This is a genomic window from Vibrio sp. 1401, from assembly GCF_033340295.1.
In genome coordinates, this window is the sequence record NZ_JAWOWF010000650.1 from 1 (window position 1) to 571 (window position 571).

The following is a 571-nucleotide window of genomic DNA, read 5'->3' on the forward strand; positions in this document are numbered from 1 at the left end:
AGAACACTGATCGTGGGCAATCAGTGCTGCATCAGTCACTCCTGAGCCGCCAATGCGTACATGTTCGACAGTGAATGCAGTATTTCCCGAATTACTAATCACAAATCCATGCTGCTTGAGTTCGCCAACATTAAACGCTGGCAACGTTTGATTAGCAGTGTAACCAACAGAAACGTTATCTTTCGGAGGAGTTGAAGTGCCGATGACGCCATCCACAAAACTGCGCAATGCTGCAATATCACTGTACACGCCGTACATACCCGGACGTGCACACCCTATTCCCCAGCTAACTACGCCAAGTTGGGTAATCGCACCGCCGCGATTAATAACGATCGGGCCACCGCTGTCACCCTGACATGAATCTATCCCACCTTGCGGCACGCCTGCACAGAATGCCACTTCACCAACGGTGGTGTAGTTTCCACCCGCCTGACGACAAGTGGCATCCGACACGAGTGGAACATCGACTTCTTGCAATCTTGTTGGCGAACTGCCGCCTTCTGACGTTCGACCTAAACCTGCAACTGTCAACCAATCTCCAATACTGGCGTACTGCGCCAAGCTGCCGTCA

General features: G+C 51.8%; 1 protein-coding gene. It reads right to left on the reverse strand.

Annotation, left to right across the window (positions count from 1 at the left end; genetic code table 11):
• A partial coding sequence (locus R7Z77_RS27365; RefSeq protein WP_318137307.1) for a serine protease occupies positions 1 to 571 on the reverse strand: 571 nt, incomplete at both ends.